General features: G+C 73.2%; 3 protein-coding genes and 1 other RNA gene. 3 read left to right on the forward strand and 1 reads right to left on the reverse strand.

Translation table 11 applies throughout. From position 1 onward, the window contains the following. Nucleotides 1–138 precede the first annotated feature (138 nt). Nucleotides 139–546: a hypothetical protein gene (locus tag DJ74_RS08325; RefSeq protein ID WP_094524244.1), complete on the forward strand. Its 408-nt coding sequence runs from the start codon at nt 139–141 to the stop codon at nt 544–546. 49 nt (nt 547–595) lie between these two features. Next, an RNA gene (gene ffs / locus DJ74_RS08330) (signal recognition particle sRNA) lies at nt 596–907 on the forward strand. A 481-nt stretch (nt 908–1,388) separates the two neighbouring features. Here ffs and DJ74_RS08335 read toward each other — a convergent pair. After that, entirely contained in the window at nt 1,389–2,957 is a 1,569-nt protein-coding gene (locus DJ74_RS08335) for a hypothetical protein (protein ID WP_094524245.1), read from the reverse strand. A 146-nt stretch (nt 2,958–3,103) separates the two neighbouring features. Between DJ74_RS08335 and DJ74_RS08340 the strand changes: the two genes are divergently transcribed. Then, on the forward strand, nt 3,104–4,627 hold a 1,524-nt coding region (locus DJ74_RS08340), incomplete at its 3' end, for a DNA ligase (RefSeq protein ID WP_094526950.1).

The following is a 4,627-nucleotide window of genomic DNA, read 5'->3' on the forward strand; positions in this document are numbered from 1 at the left end:
TGTGGCCGGTGTGGCCGGTGTGGCCGGTGCGGACGACGCGGTCGATGCGGTGGTGCGACGGTGGGGCCGGCGCGGTCGCACGGTCGGCGTCGGCGCCGATCCGGTCCTTTTACCGCGGTCCCGGACCGACCGACGGGCATGAATCTCCGCGACGTCTCTCGCCGGACGGGGATCGCCGCCGGCGTCGTCACCGTGGTCGTGCTCGCGGCCCCGTACGCGCTCGTGTCGGGGTACGCGACGCAGCTCGCCGGCTACTACGCCGCCGGCACCCTCGGCGCCGGCGGGATCGCGCTGTTCGCGCTGCTGACCGCCGTCGTCGTCGCCTCGGTCGAGGAAGGGAACCTCGACCCGGGGACGCTCGCGGGCGTCGCGGTGATCCTCGGCGTCGTGACCACGCTCAGCGCGGCGACGTGGGCGCTCGCCGTCGAGCCGACGACGATGTTCGGCGACTACCGCTGGCTGCAGTGGCACGCGCCCGCCGTCGTCGCCGTGTCGGTCCCGCTCCCGGTCTCCGCCGCGGTGTACGCCCGAGCGCTGCTGTCGTAGGGAGGGCGCCGCCGAACGAAAGGCCCTTATGCCGGACCCGAGTATCGTCAAACGGACTAGGTCGGGCGGTTAGGCCCCGCTCGTCACCCGTGAGGTAGTCTTTAGCGGGGACCGAACAGCGGGCGCGTCCGGTCAGACCGGCGCGGGCCCCGAGAGCCAACGTGGAAGCCTCGTCCGCCGGGGACAGCGGTCCGTGGCGCCCGCTCGCAGGAGCGGTCCGTCGCGGTTCGTCGGCGATATCGGGTCAGGCGCGGAAGCGAGCAGCCCATCGCCGAACGCCCGTCGCTCGTCGGGTCGCGGGGTGGAGAAGGCAACCGGGATACCCCGCGCTGGAACGCCGGGCCACCCCGCCTGTCCGCCATTCATACGCGTTTTTGCTCCGTGAGCGTGGGCTATCCTCGATCGGTGACACAGACGTTCGTTTAAATGAGATTGACTCGGGATCGGGGGTGAACACCTCCAAAGCCCCAGCCACGAGGAGCGCGCACGCTCGCTGCGCTCCTCAGTCGCTCGTTCCACTCGCTCCCTGCGGTGCTTGCGTCGCCTCCGCGCTCCTCGTGGCTGCCCCTTTGTGTCCCACCCGACCGCACAGCACCGCAACCTCACGCCTCCCCAGCCTCGTCGCCGGACTACGTCCGGCTGCAAGCGAGAGCTTCGCTCTCGCCCTGTCAGTCGCCCTCCGCGTCGCTCCGGGCGACTGACTCCAGCGAGAATCGAAGATTCTCTGACAGCCGGCGCGGAGCGCCGGCGACCTCGCGCCGTCCGCTCGCGGCCCTCCGAGCCGCTCGCTGGAGCGCGCCGGATCGGTTGGTGCGGTCTTCGGCCGTCCGTTTTTATAAATGCTACTCCGCGTCACCGCTGTCTTTCCAGGCCGAGAAGCCGCCCTCGACGAGCGTCTCGGACTGTCGGTCGATGTACTCGCGCTGGGTGTCGTGGACCGCGGTCTCGAAGTCGTCGCCGGCGTCGAGGCGCGCGCGGACCCGGTCGCGCTTCCAGCTCGCCGGCGTGGTCCGGTTCGCGACGCGCCACCGGAGCGGCGCGAGCCACGAGGCCGCCTCCTCCTCGGGACAGCCGGCGGTCCGCAGGCCGGCCTCGGCGTGATCGAGGAGGTCCTCGTATATCGCGTCGGTGTCCGTCGTGGTCTCGCCGTCGCGGCCGATCCACTCGACGTCGGCGCCGAGCCCGTCGGCGACGGCGGCGTAGAAGTTGTCGCGGGCGGTCTCCCAGTCGAGCCGGATGACCGGGTGTTCGCGCTGCGGGAGCGCCTCCATCAGCCCGGCGAACGCCGCCTGAAAGGCGATGGAGTCGCGGACGGTGGGCTGGGCCGCGATCGGGCGGAACTCGATCCGGGCGTTCGCGCTCGACCGGCTCGCCCCCTCGAAGACCGGGCGGACCCACCGCCAGTAGCTGCCGTGCTTCGTCCGGAAGGTCGCGAACGCGTCGTCGAAGCGGTCGGTCCCCTCGGGCTCCGGCATCGGGACGAGCGTCTCGTCGCCGGCGATCCGGTCGACCGCGGTCTCGACGTCGTGGACGTCGCGCGGGAACCGCACCTTGTCGTCCTCGGTGCGCTCGTTGAGCACCGACTCGAACACGTGGATCCGGTTCTCGGCGGCGCCCTCGGCGAGGACGCGCTGGCCGTCCCAGCCCTCGTCGTACAGCTCCGGCGGGAAGAACGGCGAGTTGACGCCGAGCGCGAGGAGGGGCCCCGCGATCCGGAGCGCGTAGCGGAAGTGCCGCGGGAGCGTCTCCGCGTGCGCGACCTGGTAGTGCGGCTGGATCGAGGTGATGAGGCTCTCCGGCATCACGGTGTCCGCCGCGAGCGACACCCCCGGCGCCTCGACGACCGTCCCCCACCGGTCGTCCGCGCCCGCGTTCGCCATCGCGTGGTACCGGACCGAGTCGCTCATGTTGACCGCGACGGTGACGCCGTCGACGTCGACGCAGTCGGTGAGGTACCCCCGGGCCGTCTCGCCGGTCGGGGGGATGGTCCAGATCCCGTCGGAGACGAGCCGCATCCCCTCGACGCCCGCGGTGTTCTCCGCGGCCTCCAGCCGCGCGCGAACCTCCGCGAGCTGCGCCCGGAGCCCGTGGTCGGAGAGGGGCTGCGGGCTCGTCGACATCTCCGCGTTGTGGAGCCCGAGCTCCTTCTCGAACCCCATCAGCTCCAGGAGCCGGCGCGGGACGCGCATCAGGGCGTACTCGCCGGCCCGCGACTCCTCGCTCCAGCGCCCGTCGGCGACCGCGTAGAACTCGTACTCGAAGCCGACGATCGACTGGTGGTTGTCGAAGGACCCGTCGCGGAGCTCCTGTTTGACGATCTCCGCCTCCTCTTCGGCGCGCGCGGCGAACTCGTCCGGGTCGACGGCGAGCGCCTCGCGGACGCCGTCTGCGAGGGCGGAATCCGTGCTCATGGGACGGTCGACGTGTCGGCCTCGTAAAAAGGGCTACGGCCGATCGGCGGCGTGGGGACGGTCGGCACGACGTGGGGTCGGGGCGGAGAGCGGGAGCACGTGGGACGTATCGGGGCGCTTTTGCCCGCCGATTTCCGACCCACCCTATGGAGTTCGCCACGTTCGCCGCGCGCGCCGAGCGGCTGGCGGCCGAGCCGGGCGACATCGGGACGACGCTCGCGGTCGCCGACCTGCTCGCGGCGGCCGGCGGAGGGGGGAACGCGGCCGACGCGAGCGACGACGCGGAGCCGGCCCTCCGCGCCGGCGACGACCTCCCGACGGTCACCCGCTTCCTGCTCGGGCGCGTCTTCCCGGCGCACGACACGCGGACCCTCGATATCGGCCCGGCGCTGTGCCGGGAGGCGATCGCCCGCGCCGCGGGCCCGAACGTGACGGCCGCCGACGTCGAGGACCGGCTCGCGGCGGCGGGCGAGATCGGCGCGGTCGCCGCCGGCTTCGACTTCGGCGGCCAACGCGGCCTCGCCGCCTTCGGAGAGGGCCGCGACGCGCTCACGGTCGCCGAGGTCGACGGGGCGCTGCGCGAGCTGGCGGCCGCGTCGGGCGACGGCAGCGAGTCGCGCAAGCTCGACGCGCTGTTCGGCCTCTTCAATCGGTGTGATCCGTCCGAGGCGAAGTTCCTCGCGCGCCTGGTGCTCGGCGAGATGCGGATCGGCGTCGGCGAGGGGACCGTCCGCGACGCGGTCGCCGAGACGTTCCTCTCGGAGTCGGTCGGGGACGCTGGCGACGGCGAGGAGTCGGAGCCGGACGCGGGCCCCGCCGAGAGCGACGACGCGGAGCCGACCCTCTGCGCCGGCGACGAGGCGGTCGCCGCCGTCGAGCGGGCGCTGCAGGTGACGAACGACTACGGCCGCGTCGCGGCCCTCGCGCGCGACGAGGGGCTCGCCGGCCTCCGCGCGGAGGGGCTCGTCGTGGGGCGTCCCGTGCAGGCGATGCTCGCGCAGGCCGGGACCGCGACCGATGCGGTCGAGTCGTTCGGCGAGGTCGCCGTCGAGACCAAGTTCGACGGGGCGCGCGTGCAGGTCCACTACGTGCCCGGCGACGGGGGCGAGGCCGACGACGAGAGCGAGGCCGACGACCCCGAAGTGGACGGCGGAACCGACCGCGAGGCGCTCGGTCCGCGGCTCTACTCCCGGAACATGGACGACGTGACCGACGCGCTCCCGGAGATCGCCGAGCGCGTCGCGGACCGCGTCGACGTCCCGGTCATCCTCGACGGCGAGGTCGTCGCGGTCGACGACGACGGCGACCCGCTCCCGTTCCAGGAGGTGTTGCGGCGGTTCCGCCGGAAACACGACGTCGACCGCATGCGCGAGGAGGTGTCGCTCCGGCTCCACGCCTTCGACTGCCTCCACGCCGACGGCGCGGACCTCCTCGACGAGCCGCTCCGGGTCCGCCACGACCGCCTCGTCGACGCCGCTCCGGACGCGGCCGCGACCCTCGACCTGGCGAGCGACGTCGAGGCCGTCGAGGCGGCGGAGGCGGCCGCGCTCGACGCGGGCCACGAGGGGGTCATGCTGAAGGACCCGGACGCGCCCTACACCCCTGGCGACCGCGGGCGGGAGTGGCTGAAGCGCAAGCCCGACGTGGAGACGCTCGACGCGGTCGTCGTC

The sequence above is a fragment of the Halorubrum sp. Ea8 genome (assembly GCF_002252925.1).
Lineage (GTDB): Archaea > Halobacteriota > Halobacteria > Halobacteriales > Haloferacaceae > Halorubrum.

Bases quoted from the DNA above. Each gene is read 5' to 3' on its own strand.
- DJ74_RS08325 (WP_094524244.1), top strand. From the start codon at position 139: ATGAATCTCCGCGACGTCTCTCGCCGGACGGGGATCGCCGCCGGCGTC.
- DJ74_RS08335 (WP_094524245.1), bottom strand. From the start codon at position 2,957: ATGAGCACGGATTCCGCCCTCGCAGACGGCGTCCGCGAGGCGCTCGCC.